The sequence below is a fragment of the Anaerobacillus sp. MEB173 genome (assembly GCF_052119505.1).
Lineage (GTDB): Bacteria > Bacillota > Bacilli > Bacillales > JBJMAU01 > JBJMAU01.
This window is the reverse complement of the sequence record NZ_JBJMAU010000002.1, coordinates 200,988-222,896: the sequence shown is the minus strand read 5'-3', so window position 1 is coordinate 222,896 and position 21,909 is coordinate 200,988. Positions and strand designations below refer to the sequence as shown.

General features: G+C 34.7%; 22 protein-coding genes. 15 read left to right on the top strand and 7 right to left on the bottom strand.

Annotation, left to right across the window (positions count from 1 at the left end; genetic code table 11):
• Positions 1-29: 29 nt before the first annotated feature.
• Positions 30-293, bottom strand: a complete 264-nt coding sequence (locus ACJ2A9_RS05570; protein ID WP_441420625.1) for a DUF2624 family protein — start codon at positions 291-293, stop codon at positions 30-32.
• Between the two features lie 175 nt (positions 294-468).
• On the opposite strand from ACJ2A9_RS05570, the gene ACJ2A9_RS05565 reads away from it, so the two are divergent.
• The 4 genes from ACJ2A9_RS05565 to ACJ2A9_RS05550 all read left to right on the top strand — a co-directional run bounded on the left by ACJ2A9_RS05565 (position 469) and on the right by ACJ2A9_RS05550 (position 4,884).
• Positions 469-1,914 carry a two-component system sensor histidine kinase NtrB gene (locus ACJ2A9_RS05565; RefSeq protein ID WP_441420624.1) on the top strand — a complete coding sequence of 482 codons (1,446 nt, stop codon included), beginning with the start codon at positions 469-471 and terminating at the stop codon, positions 1,912-1,914.
• A 383-nt stretch (positions 1,915-2,297) separates the two neighbouring features.
• The gene (locus ACJ2A9_RS05560) at positions 2,298-3,041 is read left to right on the top strand and encodes a metal ABC transporter ATP-binding protein (RefSeq protein ID WP_441420623.1); all 744 of its coding nucleotides are present in this window, start codon (positions 2,298-2,300) and stop codon (positions 3,039-3,041) included.
• Positions 3,041-3,901 carry a metal ABC transporter permease gene (locus ACJ2A9_RS05555; protein ID WP_441420622.1) on the top strand — a complete coding sequence of 287 codons (861 nt, stop codon included), beginning with the start codon at positions 3,041-3,043 and terminating at the stop codon, positions 3,899-3,901. Before ACJ2A9_RS05560 ends, ACJ2A9_RS05555 begins: the two co-directional genes overlap by 1 nt.
• A gap of 32 nt (positions 3,902-3,933) precedes the next feature.
• Entirely contained in the window at positions 3,934-4,884 is a 951-nt protein-coding gene (locus ACJ2A9_RS05550; protein ID WP_441420621.1) for a metal ABC transporter substrate-binding protein, read from the top strand.
• A gap of 123 nt (positions 4,885-5,007) precedes the next feature.
• Here ACJ2A9_RS05550 and ACJ2A9_RS05545 read toward each other — a convergent pair whose 3' ends face one another.
• A complete protein-coding gene (locus tag ACJ2A9_RS05545) occupies positions 5,008-7,128 on the bottom strand; it encodes an RNA degradosome polyphosphate kinase (RefSeq protein WP_441420620.1) in 2,121 nt (706 codons plus the stop codon).
• Positions 7,129-7,222: 94 nt separating this feature from the next.
• Positions 7,223-8,764: a Ppx/GppA phosphatase family protein gene (locus ACJ2A9_RS05540; RefSeq protein ID WP_441420619.1), complete on the bottom strand. Its 1,542-nt coding sequence runs from the start codon at positions 8,762-8,764 to the stop codon at positions 7,223-7,225.
• Positions 8,765-9,036: 272 nt separating this feature from the next.
• On the opposite strand from ACJ2A9_RS05540, the gene ACJ2A9_RS05535 reads away from it, so the two are divergent.
• The 5 genes from ACJ2A9_RS05535 to ACJ2A9_RS05515 all read left to right on the top strand — a co-directional run bounded on the left by ACJ2A9_RS05535 (position 9,037) and on the right by ACJ2A9_RS05515 (position 12,375).
• Entirely contained in the window at positions 9,037-9,759 is a 723-nt protein-coding gene (locus ACJ2A9_RS05535) for a metal ABC transporter ATP-binding protein (RefSeq protein WP_441421033.1), read from the top strand.
• A gap of 3 nt (positions 9,760-9,762) precedes the next feature.
• Positions 9,763-10,641, top strand: coding sequence for a metal ABC transporter permease (locus tag ACJ2A9_RS05530; RefSeq protein WP_441420618.1), 879 nt, complete (start codon positions 9,763-9,765; stop codon positions 10,639-10,641).
• Between the two features lie 84 nt (positions 10,642-10,725).
• Positions 10,726-11,559 (top strand): metal ABC transporter permease, encoded by an 834-nt coding sequence (locus tag ACJ2A9_RS05525; protein ID WP_441420617.1) that lies wholly within the window; start codon positions 10,726-10,728, stop codon positions 11,557-11,559.
• 81 nt (positions 11,560-11,640) lie between these two features.
• Complete coding sequence (locus tag ACJ2A9_RS05520) at positions 11,641-12,075, top strand: Fur family transcriptional regulator (RefSeq protein ID WP_441420616.1); 435 nt, start codon at positions 11,641-11,643, stop codon at positions 12,073-12,075.
• Between the two features lie 81 nt (positions 12,076-12,156).
• Positions 12,157-12,375, top strand: a complete 219-nt coding sequence (locus ACJ2A9_RS05515) for a DUF1540 domain-containing protein (protein ID WP_441420615.1) — start codon at positions 12,157-12,159, stop codon at positions 12,373-12,375.
• Positions 12,376-12,522: 147 nt separating this feature from the next.
• On the opposite strand, the gene ACJ2A9_RS05510 is transcribed toward ACJ2A9_RS05515, so the two are convergent.
• Entirely contained in the window at positions 12,523-13,098 is a 576-nt protein-coding gene (locus tag ACJ2A9_RS05510) for a hypothetical protein (RefSeq protein WP_441420614.1), read from the bottom strand.
• A 176-nt stretch (positions 13,099-13,274) separates the two neighbouring features.
• Here ACJ2A9_RS05510 and ACJ2A9_RS05505 point away from each other — a divergent pair, with 176 nt between their 5' ends.
• On the top strand, positions 13,275-13,658 hold the full coding sequence (locus ACJ2A9_RS05505; protein ID WP_441420613.1) for a DUF308 domain-containing protein: 384 nt from the start codon (positions 13,275-13,277) through the stop codon (positions 13,656-13,658).
• Positions 13,659-13,738: 80 nt separating this feature from the next.
• On the opposite strand, the gene ispG is transcribed toward ACJ2A9_RS05505, so the two are convergent.
• Positions 13,739-14,830: a flavodoxin-dependent (E)-4-hydroxy-3-methylbut-2-enyl-diphosphate synthase gene (gene ispG, locus ACJ2A9_RS05500; protein ID WP_441420612.1), complete on the bottom strand. Its 1,092-nt coding sequence runs from the start codon at positions 14,828-14,830 to the stop codon at positions 13,739-13,741.
• Between the two features lie 113 nt (positions 14,831-14,943).
• On the bottom strand, positions 14,944-15,273 hold the full coding sequence (locus tag ACJ2A9_RS05495; RefSeq protein WP_441420611.1) for a hypothetical protein: 330 nt from the start codon (positions 15,271-15,273) through the stop codon (positions 14,944-14,946).
• A 116-nt stretch (positions 15,274-15,389) separates the two neighbouring features.
• Here ACJ2A9_RS05495 and ACJ2A9_RS05490 point away from each other — a divergent pair, with 116 nt between their 5' ends.
• From ACJ2A9_RS05490 to ACJ2A9_RS05480, 3 genes are all read left to right on the top strand, one after another.
• Positions 15,390-16,610 (top strand): MFS transporter, encoded by a 1,221-nt coding sequence (locus ACJ2A9_RS05490; protein ID WP_441420610.1) that lies wholly within the window; start codon positions 15,390-15,392, stop codon positions 16,608-16,610.
• A 114-nt stretch (positions 16,611-16,724) separates the two neighbouring features.
• Positions 16,725-17,600, top strand: coding sequence for a DUF1002 domain-containing protein (locus tag ACJ2A9_RS05485; protein WP_441420609.1), 876 nt, complete (start codon positions 16,725-16,727; stop codon positions 17,598-17,600).
• A gap of 303 nt (positions 17,601-17,903) precedes the next feature.
• Complete coding sequence (locus ACJ2A9_RS05480; RefSeq protein WP_441420608.1) at positions 17,904-18,566, top strand: NfeD family protein; 663 nt, start codon at positions 17,904-17,906, stop codon at positions 18,564-18,566.
• Here ACJ2A9_RS05480 and ACJ2A9_RS05475 read toward each other — a convergent pair.
• Positions 18,561-19,361 (bottom strand): DUF1189 domain-containing protein, encoded by an 801-nt coding sequence (locus tag ACJ2A9_RS05475; protein WP_441420607.1) that lies wholly within the window; start codon positions 19,359-19,361, stop codon positions 18,561-18,563. The genes ACJ2A9_RS05480 and ACJ2A9_RS05475 overlap by 6 nt on opposite strands.
• A gap of 222 nt (positions 19,362-19,583) precedes the next feature.
• Here ACJ2A9_RS05475 and ACJ2A9_RS05470 point away from each other — a divergent pair, with 222 nt between their 5' ends.
• Positions 19,584-21,221 (top strand): Na/Pi cotransporter family protein, encoded by a 1,638-nt coding sequence (locus ACJ2A9_RS05470; protein ID WP_441420606.1) that lies wholly within the window; start codon positions 19,584-19,586, stop codon positions 21,219-21,221.
• Positions 21,222-21,773 (top strand): DUF456 domain-containing protein, encoded by a 552-nt coding sequence (locus ACJ2A9_RS05465; protein WP_441420605.1) that lies wholly within the window; start codon positions 21,222-21,224, stop codon positions 21,771-21,773. It begins immediately after the preceding gene.
• The last annotated feature ends 136 nt before the right edge of the window (positions 21,774-21,909 follow it).

Genomic DNA, 21,909 nt, shown 5'->3' with positions numbered 1-21,909 from the left:
ATATCAATTAATATGAACGTTCAAATAGTTTAAAGGTAACTCGTATAATGTTGAATTAAACTTTGAATTTCACGTGCAATCTTAGGACTAACTTCTTTCTCTATTCGTTTAAGAATACGTTTTCGTTGTTCTTCATCGGTCACATTGATAACTTCAGAATGTAAGATACTAATAATTTTTTTTGCATCATTGTTAGTTAATGAATAATTATACTGAGAACTTAATTGTAAGAGCTCTTCAACAGTTAATTGATTAATTTTGTTATTTACTAATTGATAAATAAAAGGATTCATCGTGTGCCCCCCTCCAGTTAGGCAAATAAAAACTTTATTCTAATGTATGAAAAAAAAAAAAAGTTGTGATTAAGAACATCTGAGAGAAACAACTATTAAATATAAAAAATATTCTGTATAATAGTAAGAAAGGCATTTTGTTCTTAGACGGATTAACATGGTAAGGAGGATCTTCATGAATAGCTCCCTATATGATCGAAATATAGATCAATATAAGAATAATTTTGAAGAAATGACGCTAGATTTACGAATTCTTCTCGATCCAAAGGGTGAAATTATTGACATGAATGAAAATGCCATACGGTACTTTCGCCATAGAGACAGCTCATTTTTTAATTATTTTTCTGATGATCAGTGGTCTGACATATATACGTTTCTTCAATCAATTATGAGTAGTAAGGAAATAACAAAAAAGGTCATACATAATGTTCATGGAGTAAATAAGACCGTTTTGTATAAAGGAAGATCTATTGATAATTTAATATTGCTATCTGGTAAAACCATTTATAAAGAAGATAATGACGAGACAAATGATTGGTTATCACGAGATCTTTTACTACTTGAAAAAGAAAAAGTGAAGAAGTTTCAGGATACGCTTTACACTGAATTAGATGTATGCTTATTATCAATTAATTCTGCTGATAAAGTCAGTTATTGTAATAAGCTCTTCCTTGATTTGCTTGATTTTAATGAGGATTGCGAGGATATGCTAGTTGGAAAAGTTATTCATGATGTAGAGGAAGTACATCCGATTTTGGTTGATATTAAAACAACTGTTCGTGAAATTAGAATTACAAATAAAGCAAGTAAACGGTGTTTTTATGAAGACGAAGACTTTTATACGATAAAAGGCATATACTTTGAAGACGATAATAGCATTCTAGTTGTTGTTTATGATCATTCTTATCAAAAGCGCTTTGAAAACCTATTAACGTATAAGCAACAAATGGAGGCCGTTACACATGTTGCGGCAGGTGTAGCACATGAGCTGAGAAACCCTTTATCTGTTATTCGGGGCTTTTTTCAATTGTCATCTTTAACAAACAACTTAGCAAAGTATTACCCAACGATTATTTCTGAACTGGATCGAATGAATAAGATTATTGAAGATTTCTTATCAGTATCTAGAAAAAGAATCGAAAAGAAATTACTATTACCGCAGAACATTATGCAATCACTGGTGTATATTATTCGTTCTGAATGTCTGTTGCACGATATTGTTTTTGATTATCAAATTAGTAAAGTGAATGGATATGTCAATGTGAACGAATCGATGATTAAACAAGTCCTATTAAACTTGCTTCGAAATACCATTGAAGCGTATGAAGGGATAAAGGAACGACGATATTTCTATATGAATACATTTGTTAATGAGAACGAATATGTTGTGTCACTTGAAGATACTGGACCAGGAATGGCTCCTGATATTTTAGAGCAGTTAGGAAAACCTTTCTTTACAACTAAGGAAAAAGGCACAGGTGTTGGGATCCCTTTGTGTAAAAAAATCATTGAAGATCATGGTGGTACATTTACAATTGAAAGTAAAGAAGGGCTAGGCACAAAAATAATCTTTACATTACCTATTCAGGCTAAAGAGAATGAAGAAGATCTACAATCGTAGGTCTTTTTTTCTTTTTTGAAATAATTTTAAAAAATAAGTTTACAAATGTTGTGTCCATCTAATATAATTTGACTCAGGATAAAAAGTTTCCCTAAGGAAACTTTTTATCCTAGCACAAACTTTAGATTAGTCGCATATACTTAGAACAGATAATAAGGGAAAACTCTTTATCGTTACATGTTGAACTAATTTAATCATTTGATAGCCAGTTTTTGAATTGGTCACAACCTTTAATTATTTTTATAAATTACAACAAATTATCCTATAAAATTAAATAGGTTATAATTCAGAAAAACTAAAGCCAACTTACGAGCTATATTTTTTTGGATTAGAGTTGCGTTAGGGAAACTTTTGTTCACGTGGACAAAAAGGAGGAATAAAAAATGATTAATACAATATCGGTAAAAAACTTACACGTTTCTTATTATGGTAAAGAAGCAATAAATGGAATTAATTTATCAGTAAAAGCCGGGAATCTTGTTGGGATCATTGGTCCAAATGGTGCAGGTAAATCAACTTTTATCAAAGCATTATTAAATTTAATTCCTATTGATAAAGGAGAAATCGAAATTTACGGAAGCAGTATCAACGATGTTCGAAAAAAGATTGCCTATGTTCCACAACGTAGTCAAATCGATTGGGATTTTCCGATTCATGTTCTTGATACAGTACTAATAGGAACATATCCATCCTTAGGAATATTTAAACGACCTAAAAAGAAAGAAAAAGAATGGGCATACGAATGCTTAAAAAAAGTAGGTATGGAAAGCTTTTATAACAGACAAATTGGGGAACTATCTGGGGGGCAGCAACAAAGGGTGTTTTTAGCAAGAGCACTTGCACAACAAGCAGAGGTATTTTTCCTAGATGAGCCCTTTGTCGGAATAGATATGGCAAGCGAAGAAACCATTATTCATTTATTAAAAGATTTACGTGATCAAGGTAAAACAGTCGTCGTTGTGCACCATGATTTAAGTAAAGCCAATGATTATTTTGATGAATTGGTTCTATTAAATAAGGAATTAATCGGTTTCGGGAGGGTTGATGATGTACTACAGCCAGAAGTAATGATGAGAGCATATGAAGGTCAGTTATCCTTTATGAAGGAAATCGGGGTGCATGTGTAATGAGTTTTCTTGATGCGTTAGTGCAGTATGACTTTTTGCAAAAGGCACTTTTAACCTCCATAATGGTGGGCATTATATGTGGGGTTATAGGCTGTTACATTATTCTTAGGGGAATGGCGATGATGGGGGATGCAATCTCACATGCTGTATTACCTGGAGTTGCGATATCCTATTTGTTTGGAATCAATTTCTTTTTTGGTGCTGTTTTTACAGGTGTATTAACGGCGATAGGAATTGGTTTTGTTAGTCAAAACAGTCGAATTAAACATGACACCTCAATGGGAATTATGTTTACGTCTGCATTCGCCTTAGGGATTATCTTAATTTCCATGCTTAAAAGTAGTACAGATTTATACCACATCTTATTCGGGAATGTATTAGCAGTTCGTCCTTCTGATATGTGGATTACACTAGGCATTGGATTAATTGTTTTAGCATCCGTTTATTTCTTTTACAAGGAACTTTTAATTACATCTTTTGATCCAACAATGGCAGCAGCTTATGGTCTGCCTACTAAAATGATTCATTATTTTTTAATGACACTTTTAACTATGGTAACCGTAGCATCACTACAAACTGTTGGGATTATTTTGGTAGTTGCAATGCTGATTACACCTGCTGCTACTGCTTATTTATTAACAGATCGATTATCAGTAATGATCTTTCTATCAGCTTGTATAGGTATGTTTTCATCTGTAATAGGTCTATATTTTAGTTTTACTTACAATCTAGCATCAGGGGCAACTATTGTTCTTGCAGCGACAGCTCTCTTCATATTGGCTTTTCTGTTCTCACCAAAACAAGGAATGTTATGGCGTGAGTTAAAAGTTAAGAAGAAAAAAGATGCACTATCTAACTAATAACGATCAAAATAATAAGAGGAGTGATCATGATGAAAAAAATTCTTAAGTATTTATTGATTAGCATAGTTTCAGTATTTGTTTTAGCCGCTTGTTCTAATAGTCAAGAAACAAACCAAGGTACAACGGATAACGCAAAGAATGATGAAAAACTACAGGTTGTTACAACTTATTCTATTATTTATGACATTGTAAAAAATGTAGGTGGAGAAAGATTGGAAATTCACAGCTTAGCACCAATTGGTTCTAACCCACATGAATATGAACCACTTCCACTAGATGTACAAAAAACAACAGATGCAGATGCTGTTTTTTATAATGGGCTAAATTTAGAAGCAGGTAATGCATGGTTTGATAAGTTGATGGAAACAGCCGGGAAGTCTGGGGAAAATGCACCGGTCTTCAGTGCTAGTAAAAATGTTGAACCTATGTTTTTAACAACAGAAGGAAATGAAGGGGAAGAAGATCCTCACGCATGGCTAGATGTTAGAAACGGTATTAAGTATGCAGAAAATATACGAGATGGCTTAATAAAAGTTGATCCGGATCATCGTGATATTTATGAGAAAAATGCAGAAGTGTATATTGCCAAACTAGAAGATTTACATCAAAAAGCTGTGACACGATATAATGAAATTCCAAAAGAAAAGCGAATTATGGTTACAAGTGAAGGGGCATTTAAATATTTTAGTGAAGCTTACGATTTCCAGGCTGAATATATATGGGAAATCAATCAAGAAAACCAGGGAACGCCTAATCAAGTGACACGCATTGTTGATATTATTAGAGATAAGAAGATTGAAGCACTCTTTTTAGAAACTAGTATTGACCCTCGGAGTATGGAAATGGTCTCAAGAGAAACGGGTGTGCCAATTAAAGGTAAGGTTTTTACCGACTCTCTTGGTAAACCAGGTGAAGAGGGGGACACATATATAAAAATGATGGAATGGAATATAGAGACTATTCTTAATGGGTTAAAATAACAATTATCCAAAACGGTACATCACTACAATTTAGTGGTGTACTTTTTTATCATAAACTCTCTTTCAACGAAAAAAAGCAAGGAGTCCCCAGATTCCTTGCTCTTTATTCTGTATCATGGTTCACTACGTTTTTGAAGATTCTGAAGCGGCTTGTGTAGCCATCTCATAGAATAGTAATTGGCTTTGGATAGGGAGTTCATTTTCTGATCGTTGTACATAATAATATTCCCCAGCTTCATCTTGTTGTCGTGCCTTAAGATTGTCTTGTAAAGTAATTTCTAGGATTTTCTTTAATCGATCTTTATTTCGGTTGCTAAGAATTGGAAATAGAATTTCTATCCGCTTATCCATATTTCTTGTCATCCAATCCGCCGATGACAAGTAGATATTTTCCTTACCTGCATGATGAAAATAAAAAATCCGGCTATGTTCCAAAAAGTGATCGACAATACTTCGTACAGTTATATTTTCACTTACACCACGGATGCCTGGTCTCAAACAGCACGTACCCCGAACGATAAGGTCAATTTTTACACCAGCTTGTGATGCTTCGTACAGTTTCATAATAATGGGTTTATCTGTAAGGGAGTTCATTTTGGCGATAATATGACCTTCAGAATATTGTTTGTGATATTGTATTTCCTTATCGATTAATTCCAGAAATTTCTCGCGGATTTGGTTGGGCGATGTAGAGATATAGTTCCAGGTTGGCTTTTCACTGTACCCGCTTAAATAATTGAAAAAATTAGTTGCATCAACACCAAATAATTCATTTGATGTTAATAATCCCGTATCGGTATAAAATTTCGCTGTCGTATCATTATAATTTCCGGTACTTAGGTGAACGAATCTTTGAATTTGATTATTCTCCTGTCGAACAATTAAGGTGATTTTACTATGTGTTTTTAGGCCTGTAATTCCATAGATAACATGAACGCCGGATTTTTCCAATTTTTTTGCCCATTGAATATTGTTTTCTTCATCAAATCTTGCCTTTAGTTCAACAAGCACTGTCACTTGTTTTCCATTTTCAGCTGCACTAGCCAATGCTTTAATGATTGGGGAATCACCACTGACTCTATAAAGGGTTTGTTTAATTGCCAGGACGTTTGTATCTTCAGCAGCAAGAGAAATAAAATCCACAATTGGTTGGAACGATTCATAAGGATGATGCAATAAAATATCTTTTTTTAAGATGGCTGAAAAAATATCTTCTTCTTCAATTAAATCTTCTGGTGTTTGCGGTAAAAGTGGTTCTGTGGTCAAATGGGAAAACTCCTCAGCTAAAATCCGGTAAAACTTGTTCAAATAAGTCAAGTCTAATGGTCCTTTTACGGCATAAACATCTTTTTGTTGAATTTCAAGGACATCGAGTAAAAAATTTAATACTTTCCCGTTTATTTTCTCTTCTTGTATTTCTAACCGGACTGCTGCACCCATTTTCCGTTTTTTCAACTCCTTTTCAATCTTTCTGAGTAAATCTTGAGCGCCCTCTTCATGAATGGTTAAATCAGCATTACGGGTAATTCGAAACGGGGAGACATGTTTCACTTCATAACCTTGAAATAACTGATAGATAAAATGACTAATAACTTGTTCAAGTAAAATAAATTGTTTCTTATCATTTTGTGAAGGTAAGATGATAAATCGTGTTAATACAGCCGGTACTTGAACAATTGCTAGCTTTTCTTTAGAATTGGGACCATTTTTAGTGAGTACAACTGCAAGGTTAAGACTCTTATTTGCTAACATTGGGAACGGACGATAAGCATCAATTGCCATTGGTGTAAGGACCGGAAAAATGTAATGATGAAAACGGGTAGTAACATATTCAAGCTGAATTTCATCTAATTGATCAATAGCTAAAAACTCAATTCCTTCTTGCTCAAGCATTCGAGAAAGGATATTCGTATAATAATGATCTTGTAAATCTACGAGTTTGTGGGTCATCAAAGCGATTTTTGAAAGTTGTTGCTTAGGTGTTAATCCGGCCTTATTCTCGGGTTTTGTAAACCCGGCTTTTACTTGATCTTTCAAGCCCGCTACTCTCACCATGAAAAACTCATCTAAATTAGAACTGAAAATTGCTAAAAACTTAAGCCGTTCAAGTAATGGATTTCTTTCGTCAATAGCCTCCTCTAATACTCTTTTGTTAAAAGCGAGCCAACTTAATTCACGATTGTTATAAAAGGTTGGGTTTTCTAAGTTAATCCTTTGTAACTCATTAGCATTTATTTTTTCCATAATTGCTCAACCTTTCTAAGCAAAATAGTCAGAAATCGAAGGTCTTTTCCCTTTCCTCTTCACCATATTATATTAATTTTATGTGAGTCATCACTTATATAGAAGGAAGCTCATGCAAATTTAAGTGGATTTTTAAATTTAATACTTTTTCTAAGTGTTTCTTATACTTTGCAGCTAATTGTTCTTCAAAATAGGCATTGTTGTTATAATACAAATTAAATGAGAGGGTCATATCTGAATTAAGGAAAACTGAAACATTTGAAATGACATTTCTCCTAGTTCGGTTCAAGCTGTATACAAACTTTAACATAGCTCCAAGTAATTCAATTTTTTTGATTTGGGTCTTTGTTAACAAATTTTTATAAGGTGTAATGTAATCGTTCAATACAGATTTTGATTTAAAGGAAGCGATTAAGGCGATTGATAATCTTTCAGTATGTGTTAAGCCGTCAATTGATTGATTTGTTAACAGGTAGAATGTATGTTGACTGCTTGCTTCACGGCTAATGTATTCACCAACATACAAAATTCGAGAAGCCTGCCGTAGTAATTGCAGATCAACTCCGTTTAAATTCAACATTTTTAACCCTTGCAGCTCATAAAATAGTTTTGTAACAAGCTTCGCTACTTGTTTAATGTGCTCAATGTTGATTTCGTACTCATGGGTGAACTGATGAAAGCTTTCCTCGGCAACATTAGGAAATTGTTCAATTCCTATTCGATTGAATAGCTCCTGATAAAAAATACCGTCACGCAGTCCTTTATTACTCAAAATAAATTTTGGTGCATTAACGATGTCGATTAATGAAGATATAACTTCAACCGCCGGTATGATAATATCTGCGCGGTCTTTTGATAACCCCTCCACTTGTTGTCGTTCTTGCAGTGATTTTCGCTGTAGCAACTCTTTAATTTGATGAATGTCCTGTGGGAGAATTTCATATTGATGCAGTCCACCAAGAGGATAGTTAATGCTACGTTGATGGATTAATGAAATGTTTCTAGCACTACCGCCAATTCCTATGACGGGGAACTTATATTTTTCTAACCAAGGTAACGTCTGGAATTGATCTTGGATGTAATTTTTAAGCAGTGTAATCTCTTCATCTGTTGGTATTTCATTTTCGAGAAACCTTTGCTTCAATGTAATCGCACCAAATGGAAAGCTGTGATAGTGAAGTAGCTCTCGGTTTTGAAAAACAGTGATTTCGGTACTCCCGCCTCCAATATCAATTGAGATTCCATCTTTAATATTCGTTGAATTGACAATAGCTAAATAACCATGATAGGCCTCTTCATATTCTGAAAATACGTTAAATTCAAAATCAGTTTCACTTGAAATCCGATCTAGAATGTCTTGTTGATTTTTGGCTTGTCTGATTGCTGCAGTAGCTACTCCTTGAACATTTGTTACTTGGTGGGCTCTTGTCACTTCTTGAATGTTTTGAAGAGCCTCTATTAAAATGTCTAGTCCTTTGTTAGAAAGATTACCACTAGCTTCAATATGGCTGCTTAGCCTGGCAACAATTTTCATATTATGTATTTCTTTATAATATCCATTGGAATGAATAAGGTAGATCACTAAGCGGATTGAGTTTGAACCCATATCAATGAGGGCGAAATTTTGTTTTTCCATTTTCCCACTTCCTTAGTACATAGGATTTCTGTAAATGGTTATTGTGTACAGCTATTGTTATCATTATTATATCTTGTTGAATCGTTTTATTTCCAGTTACTAGCCAGGAGATGTTCGTTTACAAATGAGAGCAGCTGAGATATACTACAAATTGTTAAATCGTAATCGTTCTGATAGACGGTTAGTTGGATTTATTTTTGGAGGTTATTACATTGAAACAAAGAGATGAGGAATACATCATTGAAATTGAAGGATTATCCTTTCATTATGGTATGAGAAATGTATTAGAAGATATAACTTTACAAGTTCCTAGAGGGTCTTTCTTAGGATTAGTTGGCCCAAACGGTTCGGGAAAATCAACGTTAATCAAATGTATGCTACATCTCCTTACTCCCCAACAAGGAACGATTCATTTATTTGGGACTGAAATTCAGAAATTCAAAAAGTGGGATAAAATCGGTTTTGTATCTCAGAAAGCCAATAGCTTTAATAGTGGATTTCCCGCAACTGTGTTTGAAGTTGTATCAATGGGGTTATTTGCCAAAATTGGTTTATTTCGTTTTTTGAAAAAAAAGCATAAAGAAAAAGTGAAAGAAGCAATTGAAATGGTGGGAATGAGTGACTATCTTCATCAAAATATAGGAGAACTATCAGGTGGCCAACAGCAGCGTGTGTTTATTGCGCGAGCATTGGTCAGTGATCCTGAACTACTTATTTTAGATGAACCTACTGTTGGAGTTGATGTAAAATCAGTTCAGAATTTCTACTCAATGTTAAAAAAGTTAAATGAGGAAAACCAAATTACATTAGTATTGGTTACTCACGATATCGGAGCAATGACAGATTATGTAACGGACGTAGCCTGCTTAAATAAAAACATTCATTTTCATGGAGGTTCGGCCGAATTTGAAAAAAGTCAGCATAGTACATTATCCTCTCTTTATGGTCATGATATTCAAGTCTTAGCCCATAACCATGATCATGGAGGTCATTAAAAAATGATCAGTGTTTTTTTTCAATATGAATTTTTACAAAATGCTTTATATACAGGTTTATTAATTGGTTTTATAGCACCTCTGCTTGGCGTATTCCTAGTGGTACGAAGATTATCATTAATTTCGGATGCACTTTCACATATTACATTATCTGGGATCGCATTTAGTTTACTTTTAAGCAAGCACTTTGTGATTTTTCAAGGTGTGAATCCCTTATACATGGGAATGACGTTTTCAGTGTTAGGGTCACTTTTAATTGAAAAGCTAAGGTCGATCTATAAATTTTATCAAGAACTGGCAATCCCAATTATTTTATCAGGTGGTATAGGCTTAGGGGTTGTCTTTATCTCATTGGCTGACGGTTTTAATACAGACCTATTTAATTTCCTTTTTGGGAGTGTTATTGCAGTTAGCCGCTCAGATTTGTGGATTATTTCACTTATTACCATTGTTGTGATTATGCTAATTGTTCTTTTTTATAAGGAGTTGTTCTTCCTATCCTTTGATGAGGAACAAGCGATTGTTGCTGGAATTAATGGACGTCTTGTTCATTTTATATTTATTGTAATGGTGGCACTTGTCATTGCTGCCTCAATGCGTATTGTCGGGATACTACTGGTATCCTCCTTAATGACACTTCCAGTAGCTAGTAGTATGCGAATTGCTCAAGGGTTTAAGCAGTTATTTCTTTATGCAATTCTCTTCGGGGAGGTCGCAGTTATTGGCGGTTTGATTTCTGCTTATCATCTCGACATAGCACCGGGAGGAACAATTGTAATCATTGCGGTAATCATACTGCTTATTACCATTTTAATTAGGAGTAAAACTGAGTCACAAACTTGGAAATTAAATAGGAAAAGAGTAATGAAAAAAGCGGGTTAAGAAATGAATATTGATGGGTAATAGATTTTAACTCGTGTAAAATAACAGAAAACTAACTTCTGTTACGTATGTAGGAGAATATTTATGGCATTTGATTTTTTATATCAACTAACGTTTATTGAGCGCGGGATAGTAGCTGGTTTACTCATTGGATTTATATGTCCCTTGTTGGGATCATTTTTGCTTGTCAGAAGAATTACGATTGTTTCTGAGGCATTATCTCATATCACGTTAACCGGCATTGCTGCTGGGATTCTTCTTACGCAAACAATGACTGTTTTCACAATGGTTAATCCACTCTACATGGGGTTAGTTTTCTCTCTTGTCGGCTCATTACTAGTAGAGAGATTACGACAAATCTATAAGCACTTTCAGGAATTGGCTGTACCGATCATTCTTTCATCAGGAATTGGCTTAAGTGCGATTATTATAAGCATTAGCAAGAGTGGATATAATGATTGGTTTACTTATTTATTTGGAAGTGTTGTTTCAGTTACTGTGAATGATTTATTCTTTATGCTTATAACAACCATTATTGTTGTATTTTTAATTCTTTTTCTATACAAAGAATTTGTTTCCATTTCATTTGATCAAGAGTTTGCGAAAACGTCTGGTATGTCGATCCGGAATCTTAACATATTATTCTCACTTTTAGTTGCCCTTGTGATTACAATTTCAATGAAGGTTGTCGGAATATTGCTCGTAGGAGCGATGATTACTCTTCCAGTCGCTGCAAGTATTCGTATTGCAAAAAGTTTTAAACAAGTGATTTTCTATGGTATTCTTTTTGGAGAAGCAGCAATATTGAGTGGAATTTATTTTTCTTATCACTTTAATATTGCCACCGGTGGAGTCATCGTTTTATCATCAATCATCATTTTACTAATTGTGTCACTAGTTAAAAGATTTTTTCGTTAGCAGTTAAAGTTAGAATGTTGATTATAAAAATCAATATAAAACTTTGACAAAGCTTTTCGTTTAGAAAGGGGAAGCAGGTAAATGAATGTTTCCGAAGCCATCTTGTTACTAAAAGACAAAGGATATAAACATACTGGAAAACGTGAGGATTTGTTGCAGCTTTTTGCAGAAGAGAAAAGGTATTTATCAGCAAAAGAAGTATTAGAAAAAATGCAGAAGGATTATCCGGGACTTAGTTTTGATACAATATACCGCAATCTTTCACTATTCGTCGAATTAAACATCCTAGAATTTACAGAATTAGAAGGAGAAAAAAGATTTCGATTTACTTGCTCAACTGATCATCACCATCATCATCTGATTTGCTTAGATTGTGGCAAAACAAAACAGGTAAATGATTGTCCAATGGTTCAATTAAATACAAAATTAGATGACTTTTCAATTGTAGGTCATAAATTTGAAATTTATGGCTATTGTGGCGATTGTAAGGAGAATGAAGAAGAAGTTAAAAGTTGAAAGGATTTTCCGTTATTCCCACCCTTTTTTTGTTTGCTTATTTAAAAGTTGAGCAAGCTATCACCAAGGGGGGATACAAACATGGAAAGACCAGTTGTAAAATGTAATGTTTCTAACTGTACCTATTGGGGAGAAGGTAACAATTGCTTCGCGGAATCTATTCTCGTAGAAATCGATTCCCATGCGAATAAAGATTATGATGTTGAAATGAGTGGAGAATTAGTCGGGGACGCAAACCATGAAGATAAAGCAGAAAGCGTTGCTCAAACATGCTGCCACACGTTTAAACCGAAGAAGTAACAACACAAAAAGACGGCTGAAGAGCCGTCTTTTTAATTTAGAATTAAGAATTAATAATTTAGAATTATTTCCGGTTTTCCTTCGAAGAAAAACCTAAAAAAAATTCTACATTCTACATTTTAAATTTTAAATTTTAAATTTTAAATTTTAAATTGATCCTTTCAGCCAATTATTTACCCAATTCTTTGCTTCTAGCCATGATTGGACGCGAATTACATTTGTTGGTATAGGATCGCGGTTATAAGGGGTGTCCATCAAGATGACAGGTATTTCACACTCTTCAGCAATACTACATGCATTATCATGTTTGTCTTCGAAGAATATATCAATACTATGTTTTTTTACGGCAGCAATTTTATCATGTTGCCCAGTTAATTCTATGTGATGAAAAGGAAGATTATTCTTAGTAAACCATTGCTCAGTAGTTTCTAATAAATGTTCACCTCTTGCACTTATATAGACGATTTGATGGGTTTCCTTCCAATCCGTCAGGGCATGGTGAACGTCTTTAGCAAGATCAACATTAGCATAAATATTTCGTTCGTGCTTTTTCATCCAGCTCCAAAACTGTTCATTCGTAACATTTAGTAATGGAGCCAACTCATATTGAGTAATATCTTGTAAAGTAATATTTTTGTTAAAGTGTTTGTTTAAGTAAGGAATAAATGCTGATGGCGACGTAACTGTTCCATCAATATCTAAGCCGAAATTCTTTGATTGCATTTGTATTGTTTCACCTCTTCATGATTGTTGTTTTATTAATATTACCACATTAGAATCTTTCGTAAAGAAATAAGGTCCATAGACATCTTCCTTAATATGAAAAGATTAACACCTATAAAGACGACCTCAAGTGTCATACTAAGAATGCTCCTCAAAAAAGAAAGCGAGGGATGTTAATGGCTGACATAAACAACCGAGATGAACGTTCATTAAATCTTGACAACGAGGAACGTGATGGAGTAGCTGGAGCAGATTTTCCAGGCGATTATGAAGAGGAAACTGCTGCAGAGGTGGCGCCAGGAGCTCGTCCTTTTACCGAAGATGTAGATCGCGGTGTAGTGGATGATAGGGAGGATGCAACAGAAGGCAGAGGCGTAGGGGTGTTTGCGCTCGTTCTTTCAATCCTTTCTTTATTCTTCTTACCTGTTATTTTGGGAGCAGCAGGTATTATCGTCGGTTTTATTGCCCGTCGAAACGGTGCAAATGCGCTTGGTAACTGGGCGATTGGTATAGGTGTCGTCTCTATTGTCATTACGTTGTTTTTCGCACCATTTTTCTAACTTTGCAGAGAGCAGATTCATTCTGCTCTCTTTCTTATTTTGTGTAAAAAAAAAGCCACTTTTAGGTAGCTTTTTAAACATTATTGCTGTTGTTCGGCTAATTTTTCAGCTGCAATTTTATCAATTTCTTTCTTTAACTCTTCAACCATAACTGCTTCAGGGACCTTTCGGACAATTTCGCCATGACGAAATAATAAACCTTCACCGCGAGCACCTGCAATACCAATATCAGCTTCTCTTGCTTCCCCTGGTCCATTTACCGCACAACCAAGTACCGCTACTTTAATCGGCGCTTTTATTGAAGAAATGTATTCCTCTACTTCATTGGCAATACTGATTAAATCAATTTCAATACGACCACAAGTAGGGCATGAAATTAATGTGGCTGCATTGGCAGCGAGACCGAATGCTTTTAATAGCTCACGAGCAACTTTTACTTCTTCAACTGGATCAGCACTTAATGAAATACGGACTGTGTTTCCAATTCCCATATTTAAAATAGCTCCTAAACCAGCGGCGCTTTTCACTGTACCGGCAAATAATGTTCCAGATTCAGTAATTCCTAAATGAAGGGGGTACTTAAATGCTTTTGATGCTTTTTCATATGCTTCAATTGCTAAGTTAACATCTGATGCCTTCATTGAAACAATAATATCATGGAAGTCTAGCTCCTCAAGAATACTGATGTGGTGAAGGGCACTTTCAACCATTCCATCTGCTGTAGGATAGCCATATTTATCAAGGATTTTTTTCTCTAATGATCCTGCATTAACTCCAATACGGATAGGAATTCCTTTTTCTTTTGCTGCTCTTACTACTGCTTCAACTTTTTCGCGCTTACCGATATTTCCTGGATTAATACGAATTTTATCAATCCCGCCTTCAATTGCTTTTAGTGCTAATTTGTAGTCAAAGTGGATATCGGCCACAAGAGGAATATTGATTTGCTTTTTTATTTCTGCTATGGCTTCAGCTGCTCGCATATCAGGACATGCAACACGGACAACTTGACATCCCGCTTCTTCTAGTCTGTGAATTTCGGCAACCGTTGCTTTTACATCATGGGTTTTTGTTGTTGTCATACTTTGTATAACAACTTCATTATTACCACCGATTGTTAAATTCCCAACTTTCACCGGTCTAGTTTCGGTACGATGAGTTACTTGGGTCATTATTTGTATCGCTCCTTTAATGATGAATCATTCATCATTGAATTATAAATACTCGTCCTATTTTATCAATAGCTTTCTTTGTTTGGCAAGAACTATCTCGATGAAAATTAAGGCTATTTGTTATAAATAGGAAACTTATACGTCTTACCTATGCTAATTTCTTCTGGGTTTGTGTCTGGGTTTAGCAGTTGAAAATCATAAATAATTTGGTTGATAGAGGCTTTAATTGGACCATCATGAATATGTTCAACAATTGATAACACAGTATCGCCAGGCTTGATTTTTACTTCTTTATATGACTCTTCTTTGCTGTTTATTTCCTCCTCGACAAGTTTTACAGCCATTGCTGTTGTTGCTTTCGTGGGTAAAGTACCGATTGTTAGATCATAATAAGTACTATAACTTAATAATAAAAACAGGAAAAATAGTAAGGCCCGTTTCATTGAGAACCTCCTTTAAAAAGCAAATAAGTGCCAGTTTGTACAGCTTCTTGTAAATATTATGCTTGTCCACCTGATGTTATGACAGGAAAAAAATAAGAGTGTTTGGAGTATATTTTATGAAAGGAAACCAATCAAAAAATACCATAATATTTATCATTGGAATGTTGCCATTTGTTATGGTATTAGGGAATTCAATGCTTATTCCTATTTTACCAACGATTCAATCGGATTTGAATATTACTGCCTTTGAGGGAGGCTTAATTCTAACTGTCTTTGCAGTTCCTGCAGCCATTATTATTCCTTTCATTGGTTTTTTATCAGATCGTATAGGGAGAAAGCGGATGATTACCATTTCACTGATTCTTATCATGGCAGGAAGCGTTGTATCCATCTTCGCAGTCAAATTTCTGGAGGGTACAGGTGGATTTTCTTGGCTTCTAATCGGCCGTTTTTTTCAAGGAATAGGAGCTGGTGGTACTTCCCCGATCGCTATGGCATTGGTTGCAGATATTTTTCAGGGAAAGGACCGTAGCCAGGCACTTGGGATTATTGAAGTATTTAACGGGGCAGGTAAAGTGGTAAGTCCGATGATTGGGGCGCTCGCTGCTGTATTTTTTTGGTACAGTGCTCTTTATTTTTATTTTGCTGTTTCCTTATTGTCTCTTCTAGGAATAATCTTTTATATTAATGAGCGTCAATCAAGTAAAGAAAGAGATTCGCTTCCAGACTATAAACAACGTTTTATTGAAGCGTTTAAACGGGAAGGCCGTTGGTTATTACCGATATTTTTTGTTGGGGGTACAGGTTTATTTTTATTATTTGGAATGCTTTTTTTTCTCTCATATGAAATTGAAGTCATTTTTCAAGTGGATGGTTTTTTAAAAGGAATTGTATTCGCGGTCCCGTTAGGAGCTTTAACAGTCATCTCCTACTGGACTGGAAAGCAAATTGGCTCGGATATTCCTAAAATGAAGACGTTTATGTTCATTGGGTTAAGCTTGATGTTTGTTTCCTTCAGCTTATTAATCTATTTCCATGAAATTACGGGGCTGATCTTTGGTTTAACTGTTGCTTCAGCTGGTTTAGGTTTAGTTTTACCTTGTGCAAATATGCTGATAACGTCATCAGTAAGCGGGAAAGAAAGAGGTTTAATTGTCTCATTGTATGGAATGACCCGTTTTTTGGGAGTAGCTTTGGGTCCGATTATATATAGTATTTGGATGACTGACCTAGTAGATATGTTTTTGTACTCTTTGTTACTTCTAGGCACAGGAATTGTATGGTTATATGTTTCGTTACATGTTAAAAAAGTGGAAGAACCATTGTTAAATAAATAAGTTCGAGATTAAGCAGAAATAAAGATAGATATATAGTCCCTTTCCAACTTGAAAGAAAATGTGTTATTTATCAGTAGATGTTGTATATTCTTTACAACCGGAAGGAGAAATGAAATGAATAAACTAAAAAGGCAGCTCTTGTCAATACTACTCATGTTTAGTTTGATAATTCCTGGCATTGCTTTAGCAGATGCTGTTCCAGGAGAGGTTATTATTACATTAGGTGAAAATTTAACAGAGGATCAAAAACAAACAATCCTTAGAGAAATGAACGTCACCGAGGACAATGTTGAGATTATCTATGTTTCCAATGCCGAAGAACATCAGTACCTTGGAAATTATATTAGTAAAAGTCAAATTGGTACGAGAGCATTATCTTCGACGAAGATCACCTTGCTTGAGCCGGGTGAAGGACTGAATGTTGTAACAAATAATATTTCGTGGGTAGCTGAAGGCATGTATGCTAATGCGCTTGTTACTGCTGGCGTTAAGGATGCAGATATCTATGTCACAGCCCCTTTCCCAGTTTCAGGTACTGCGGCATTAACAGGGTTAATAAAAGCTTATGAAATTACTGCAGAGATTGAAATACCTGAAGAACAAAAGCAGGTTGCGAATGAAGAAATGGTTCGTACTGCAGAGCTTGGTGATAAGTTTGGAATGGAAGAAGCTACGGAGCTAATGACTAGGATTAAAGAAGAAATTGCGAACAACCCAGTTGAAACAGAGGAGGATTTACGTGCGCTGATTCAACGGATTGCCCAGGAAATGGGGATTACCTTAACGGATGAAGAGTTAAATGGGTTAGTATCATTATTTAATCGGATGAAGGATCTTAATATAGATTGGGATCAAGTTCAAAATCAAATTAATCAAATTCGTAATAACTTAGGTGACTTTCTAAACCGTGAAGATACACAAACCTTTATTGCGAGTTTCTTGGATTTTGTTAATCAACTTATAGAGGCTATAAAAGGGTGGTTTAAATAAAATGAGAGGATGATTCCTCTCATTTTTTTATGTAGTGATTACATATTATACCGATAAACGCTTCGTGTTGACGAACAAAAAGGCATCTTTTTCAGGATCGTTTTGTTGCTGTTTCTTTTGTTTTTTGTTCTTTTTTTTCATGTTATCACCTCAAGTTATAGTCTTGCCAACCAGGGAATTCTTACTCTGTAGTTGTGTTTTTATAACATACGTTGAACGGAAAAATAGGGAAGGAAATGGGAACTTTGTTTTGTGTGATCCGTAAATATCAAGTAAACTAAAAGTAGAAGGGGGGAGATCCAAATGGAATTTTTACAAATCGCGAGCATGGGTTTTCTCGTTGTTTTATTAGGTACATTATTTTTATTTGGAGAACTGCTTGTAAAGGTGAAGGGGCTTTTTGGTTTACTTGGTGTAGCCATTATGACTTTTTACTTTTCTTACCACCTTGTAGATGGAGGAACAGGATTATGGATTGTCCTATTGTATGTATTAGGATTAATTCTAATTATTTTTGATGGTAAAGTTACAAATGACGGAAATATTGCATTGTTAGGACTAGTTTTGATGATTTTAGGATTAGCGATACCTACTCCGAATTTTATCTATGGGGCGCTTGTAACATTCGGCTTTTTATTAGGAGCATTTGGTTCGCTGTTATTTTTAAAAGTCTTACCACCACGGAATCTTTGGTCAAAAATGACATTAAAAGAACGTCTGACAAGCGATCTCGGATACAATTCAATGAACGAAAGCTATAGAACGTTAGTCGGCAAAAAAGGAAGAACGATTACACCATTTCGGCCAACGGGCAATATTGATATTGAGGGGAAGAATTACAGTGCAACAAGTGATGGGCAATGGCTCGAGGCAAATGTAGAGATCGAGGTAGTTTCAGTAGATGGTACCCGAATTGTTGTAAAAAAGTTAATAAACGATAAAGAAGAAGAACCGAGCGAACTATAGTTCAATCGGTTCTTCTTCTTTATTATTAGTTTTTGGTTTAGGTGAAGGAATTGCTTTTATAGTAAGGTAGAGCATATAAATCGCTATAACCCAATAAAGAGCAAGTGAGAAAGGAATGATTAATCCTAATGAATCAGTAATTGCAAAGAGTGTTGTCGGTAATGTAACTGCATATGCACAGAGAATCCAAAGTTGCTTATAGGAAAGATTTTTACCGCTTTGCTTACAAATCACTAAGCTTATAAGTGACAGAAATAAAATACCAATAAATTTTAAACCTGTTAAAACAATGTATAGTAACAATAGGATAAGTGTAATGATAATCGGGAGAACATTTTGCACAGCCGACAGCACATTTTCTAACTGTGCCTTTGAGAATGACAGATTTCCAAAGTTTTTGTATGGATATGTCTGGGGCTCAGTCGAAATGATCACTGCTTCACGTTTCAATATTGCAAAAGCAGCATCATATTGTTGAAGGTCATCTGCTGTAATCGCACCCGTTGTATCAAAAATAAACACTTCATTTCCTTCTTCAAGAATAATTGGCTCATCTAGATCAGAAATAAGAATACCGTTTTTCATCTCAAAATAGGGAAGATCGGAAACAAGTGCATGTTGTAATTGTTGAATATTTGTTGAAATTGATGTACCTAATTGAAAACCGGTGGGAATTGAAACAAGGAACATAAAGGTAAAAATGTATAGTATTGTTTTACCAATGCCTTGAAAACGAAAGACGGCAATGTCCTTAGGTGAATAAAGACTATTGATAAACTGCTTTAAAACATTCATAAATGAACTCCTTTTTATTAACAATCTAGCTTTTATTGTAGCTCACTTTTACGTGAAACGACAAGGCAAGACTTTGTTTAGTGATTGAAATATTTCTTTACTAATTCTTTTTATAGAAAATCTTAACAAAATCTTTACAAAAGGTTAATAATTCCTCAATAATAAGGAAGTACGATTGTAGAGGTTTGTCGAATAGGGGAATTAATTATTTTTTCTGAAGGGATGATAAAATTGGAATTAGATTGGCAGCAGATGATTTTTCAATTTTTAGGTGGACTAGGGATCTTTTTATTTGGGATTAAGTATATGGGAGATGGTCTACAAAAATCTGCAGGAGATAAGCTACGCGATATTCTAGACAAGTATACAACCAATCCAATTATGGGAGTTATTGCAGGTATAATTGTTACCGTACTTATCCAAACGAGTACAGGAACAACTGTTTTAACGATTGGACTTGTAAATGCTGGTTTTATGACCTTAAAGCAAGCAATCGGGGTAATAATGGGGGCTAATATTGGTACAACAGTAACAGCATTTATCATTGGTATAAAAATTTCCAATTATGCTCTACCGATAATTGCAGCAGGAACATTCTTAATCTTTTTCTTTAAAAACAAAAAAGCTAATAATTTTGGACAAATCCTTTTTGGTTTCGGTGCATTATTTTATGGACTTAAGCTCATGGAAGGTGGAATGAAGCCATTAAGAGAATTACAACAGTTTCAAGATTTAACGGTAAGTATGAGTGAAAATCCTATTTTAGGTGTAGTTATTGGAACTGTATTCACGATTATTGTCCAAAGTTCAAGTGCAACCATTGGGGTACTGCAAGCATTACATGCCCAAGACATGATTGATTTACGAGCAGCATTACCTGTATTATTTGGTGATAATATTGGTACAACGATTACGGCCGTTCTTGCATCAATCGGTGCGACGATCGCCGCAAAACGAGCAGCCTTAACTCATGTCATTTTTAACTTAATTGGAACAGTTATTGTTTTACTTATCCTCGGATTCTATACTGGATTCATTGCGTATTTACGTGATGCTTTAGGCTTAAACCCTGAAATGACAATTGCCTTTGCTCACGGTATCTTTAACGTAAGTAATACATTAATTCAATTACCGTTTGTAGCTGTGTTAGCACTAATTGTTACAAAGCTTATTCCAGGGAAAGACTCTGCAATTGAATATAAAGCGCAGCATTTAGATCCACGCTTTTTGACGTCTTCACCATCAGTTGCTTTAGGACAAGCTCAAGAAGAAGTGTTACGAATGGCTGAATTTTCGACAAAAGGTTTGGAAGAAGCAAGTGAATATTTAAAAACGAATCAGAAAAAACATGCTGAAATGGCAACGCAATTTGAGGATGCAATCAATAATTTAGATCGTAAAATTACTGATTATTTAATTAAAATTTCAGCAAGGTCACTTTCTGAAAATGATTCGAAAAAACATTCGATGCTCATGGATACGATTCGGGACATTGAACGAATTGGAGATCATATGGAAAATGTAATTGAGTTAGTTGATTATCAAATTACAAATAAATTAAAGCTTTCTGATTCAGCAATGACTGATTTAGATGAAATGTTCACTTTAACGATTTCGACATTAAAGGAAGCTGTTCAATGTCTTGATACAGGGGACCTGGTGGCGGCTAATTCTGTCGTTGAAAAAGAAGAAAAAATTGATAAAATGGAGCGTACATTACGTAAGAAGCATATCATTCGTTTAAATGATGGTCAGTGTACAGGTGCAGCAGGAATTGTATTTGTAGATATTGTCAGCAACTTAGAGCGAATCGGTGACCATGCAGTTAATATTGCAGAAGCAGTGATTGGGGAAGAATAAATGCTAGAGAAGGATAAGGAACTAATCCCTTGTCCTTCTTTTGTATCTGTAGTAACAGGAGGATTCATGATGGGAGTATTAATATGGATCGTTATTTATTTATTATTTCTTATCGGATTTGCAGGTATTGTATATCCGATTATACCAACGATTGTCTTTGTTCTCCTTGCTTTCGTAATATATGGGTTGTTTTTTGGTATAACGGATCTACCTTTATTATTTTGGTTTATTCAAGGATTTCTTTTGCTGGCGCTATTGACTGTGGATTATTTAGCGAATCTAATTGGGATAAAAAAGCATGGAGGAACTAATGCAGCAATATGGGGAAGTACAATTGGTTTACTTATTGGTCCTTTTATCATTCCGATTATTGGGATTGTCATTGGTCCGTTTATAGGAGCAATAGCGGCAGAATTACTTATTCGTCGCAAGCCTTTCGTTGAAGCTATTAGAGTTGGGGTAGGCTCTTTAATTGGCTTTTTAGGAGGGGCTTTAGTTAAAGGAATTATTTTAATAGTTATCGTTTTTTATTTCAGTATTACTGTATTTTAATTGATGAAATAAAAAAGGCTTGTACAAAAGAAAACAATATGATATATTACATCTTGTCCACTCTAGAAAGGGATATAGATAGTGAAATTTCATGAGATGTTGACAAAGTATATGATTAGAAGTTATAATATTACTT

Excerpts from the sequence above, each read along its gene's own strand:
- ACJ2A9_RS05470 (WP_441420606.1), top strand. The coding sequence starts at position 19,584 with ATGATAAAATTGGAATTAGATTGGCAGCAGATGATTTTTCAATTTTTA.
- ACJ2A9_RS05485 (WP_441420609.1), top strand. The coding sequence starts at position 16,725 with ATGAATAAACTAAAAAGGCAGCTCTTGTCAATACTACTCATGTTTAGT.
- ACJ2A9_RS05490 (WP_441420610.1), top strand. The coding sequence starts at position 15,390 with ATGAAAGGAAACCAATCAAAAAATACCATAATATTTATCATTGGAATG.
- ACJ2A9_RS05480 (WP_441420608.1), top strand. The coding sequence starts at position 17,904 with ATGGAATTTTTACAAATCGCGAGCATGGGTTTTCTCGTTGTTTTATTA.
- ACJ2A9_RS05550 (WP_441420621.1), top strand. The coding sequence starts at position 3,934 with ATGAAAAAAATTCTTAAGTATTTATTGATTAGCATAGTTTCAGTATTT.
- ACJ2A9_RS05560 (WP_441420623.1), top strand. The coding sequence starts at position 2,298 with ATGATTAATACAATATCGGTAAAAAACTTACACGTTTCTTATTATGGT.
- ispG (WP_441420612.1), bottom strand. The coding sequence starts at position 14,830 with ATGACCCAAGTAACTCATCGTACCGAAACTAGACCGGTGAAAGTTGGG.
- ACJ2A9_RS05475 (WP_441420607.1), bottom strand. The coding sequence starts at position 19,361 with ATGAATGTTTTAAAGCAGTTTATCAATAGTCTTTATTCACCTAAGGAC.
- ACJ2A9_RS05510 (WP_441420614.1), bottom strand. The coding sequence starts at position 13,098 with ATGCAATCAAAGAATTTCGGCTTAGATATTGATGGAACAGTTACGTCG.
- ACJ2A9_RS05505 (WP_441420613.1), top strand. The coding sequence starts at position 13,275 with ATGGCTGACATAAACAACCGAGATGAACGTTCATTAAATCTTGACAAC.
- ACJ2A9_RS05520 (WP_441420616.1), top strand. The coding sequence starts at position 11,641 with ATGAATGTTTCCGAAGCCATCTTGTTACTAAAAGACAAAGGATATAAA.
- ACJ2A9_RS05465 (WP_441420605.1), top strand. The coding sequence starts at position 21,222 with ATGCTAGAGAAGGATAAGGAACTAATCCCTTGTCCTTCTTTTGTATCT.
- ACJ2A9_RS05515 (WP_441420615.1), top strand. The coding sequence starts at position 12,157 with ATGGAAAGACCAGTTGTAAAATGTAATGTTTCTAACTGTACCTATTGG.
- ACJ2A9_RS05495 (WP_441420611.1), bottom strand. The coding sequence starts at position 15,273 with ATGAAACGGGCCTTACTATTTTTCCTGTTTTTATTATTAAGTTATAGT.
- ACJ2A9_RS05525 (WP_441420617.1), top strand. The coding sequence starts at position 10,726 with ATGGCATTTGATTTTTTATATCAACTAACGTTTATTGAGCGCGGGATA.
- ACJ2A9_RS05540 (WP_441420619.1), bottom strand. The coding sequence starts at position 8,764 with ATGGAAAAACAAAATTTCGCCCTCATTGATATGGGTTCAAACTCAATC.
- ACJ2A9_RS05565 (WP_441420624.1), top strand. The coding sequence starts at position 469 with ATGAATAGCTCCCTATATGATCGAAATATAGATCAATATAAGAATAAT.
- ACJ2A9_RS05535 (WP_441421033.1), top strand. The coding sequence starts at position 9,037 with ATGAGAAATGTATTAGAAGATATAACTTTACAAGTTCCTAGAGGGTCT.
- ACJ2A9_RS05530 (WP_441420618.1), top strand. The coding sequence starts at position 9,763 with ATGATCAGTGTTTTTTTTCAATATGAATTTTTACAAAATGCTTTATAT.
- ACJ2A9_RS05545 (WP_441420620.1), bottom strand. The coding sequence starts at position 7,128 with ATGGAAAAAATAAATGCTAATGAGTTACAAAGGATTAACTTAGAAAAC.
- ACJ2A9_RS05570 (WP_441420625.1), bottom strand. The coding sequence starts at position 293 with ATGAATCCTTTTATTTATCAATTAGTAAATAACAAAATTAATCAATTA.
- ACJ2A9_RS05555 (WP_441420622.1), top strand. The coding sequence starts at position 3,041 with ATGAGTTTTCTTGATGCGTTAGTGCAGTATGACTTTTTGCAAAAGGCA.